Source organism: Rhizobium sp. A37_96 (assembly GCF_053521765.1).
The window spans coordinates 1-1,664 of record NZ_JBNWDS010000045.1 but is presented as its reverse complement, the minus strand read 5'-3'; the positions used below and the strand labels follow the sequence as shown (position 1 = coordinate 1,664).

Here is a 1,664-nt window from a genome sequence, read left to right as displayed (position 1 = left end):
CGATGAGGAAGAAGGTATCGCTGAATGCCATGATGTTTGCCTGCTTGCGCAGGCTTGCCGCGACGGCGACGATGGCCTTGTGGGAGGCGAGGGCCTGGTCGCTGACGCCATGGCTCATGAAGTAGCCGGTGAGGCTTGCGATGCGGTCGCGGGTGGCGTCTTCGAACAAGGACACCGAATTGGTGAGGATGTTGGAGTGGAACTGCTCGCGCTTGGTCAGAAAGGTCTGCAATGCGGCGATGCCGACGGCGCCGCCGAGATTGCGCATCATGTTGAAGAGGGCGGAGGCCGAGCCGGCGTTTTCCTGCTCGATGCCGGCCGTGGCAATGGCGGTCAGCGGCGTGAAGGCGAGCGCCTGGCCGACGGCGCGCACGATGTTCGGCCAGAAGAGCTGATCGCTGGCATAGTCGCCGGTCATGTAGATGTTCATGAAGTTGGAGGCGGCGAAGAGCGCGAAGCCGACGACGATCAGCAGGCGGGCGTCGACGCGCTTCATCAGGCGGGGGACGAGCGGGATGAGGATCAGCTGCGGGATGCCGGTCCAGGCGAGCACCAGGCCGATCTGTTCGGAATTGTAGCCCTGGATGCGGGTGAGGTAGATCGGCAGGATGAAGACCGAGCCGTAGAGGGCGACGCCCATCAGGAAGTTGGCGACGATGCCGAAGCCGAAGTTGCGGCGCACCAGCAGGCGCAGGTTGAGGAGCGGATGGGCGGCGCGCAGCTCGATGATGAGAAAGAGCGTCAGCGAGACGGCGGCGATGACGGACAGGCGCACGATGAAGGGCGAGCCGAACCAGTCGTCCTTGTTGCCTTCCTCCAGCACGGTCTGCAGGGCGGCCAGGCCGACCGCCATGGTGACGATGCCCGGCCAGTCGCCCTTGGCGAGCAGCGACAGGTTCATCGGCGCGCGGTCGAGCGAGACCCAGAGCATGCCGACCATCAGGATGCCGGGGACGAGATTGACGTAGAAGATGTATTCCCAGCCCCAGCTTTCGGTGAGATAGCCGCCGATGGTCGGGCCGATGGCCGGGGCGAAGGTGGCCGAGAGGGCGAAGAGGGCAAGGCCCATCGGCTGCTTGGGCTTGGGCAGGAGCGTGATGATGATGGTAAACGCCATGGGGATCAGCACGCCGCCGGAGAAGCCCTGGATGGCGCGCAGGATGATCATCTGCTGCAGGTTGGCGGCAAAGGCGCAGCCGACCGAGAAGACGAGGAAGAGAATGGCGTTTGTCAGCAGGTAGAGGCGGACCGAGAAGACCCTTGCCAGCCAGGCGCTGAGCGGGATGACGACGATCTCGGCGATCAGGTAGGATGTCGAGATCCAGCCGCCGTCGTCGGTTCCGGCGCCGATCGCGCCCTGGATGTCGGCAAGCGAGGCGTTGACGATCTGGATGTTGAGGACGGCCATGAAGGCGCCGAGGGTGGAGCCGATGACGGCGGTCCACATGCGCAGCGGGCTCATGGCGGGCCGGGCGGCCGCAGCGGGTGCAACGCTCGCGGGTGCGGCCGAATTGTTGTTTGCGGCAATCTGAAGAGTGGCCATGGCGCTTCTCCTTCCGGCCGGAGCCGAAATAATCTCACGACGATGTTGAGGGGATGCCCGACGAAGACGGGCGGGATCAGCCGGCGTGGCCGGATGACCCTTCGGCGTCGGCGGTCGAGGC

General features: G+C 65.1%; 1 protein-coding gene. It reads right to left on the bottom strand.

Annotated features, from left to right (window positions below):
- On the bottom strand, positions 1-1,543 hold a 1,543-nt coding region (locus tag ACQZ6J_RS33845; RefSeq protein ID WP_449087230.1), incomplete at its 3' end, for an MDR family MFS transporter.
- Positions 1,544-1,664: the final 121 nt, after the last annotated feature.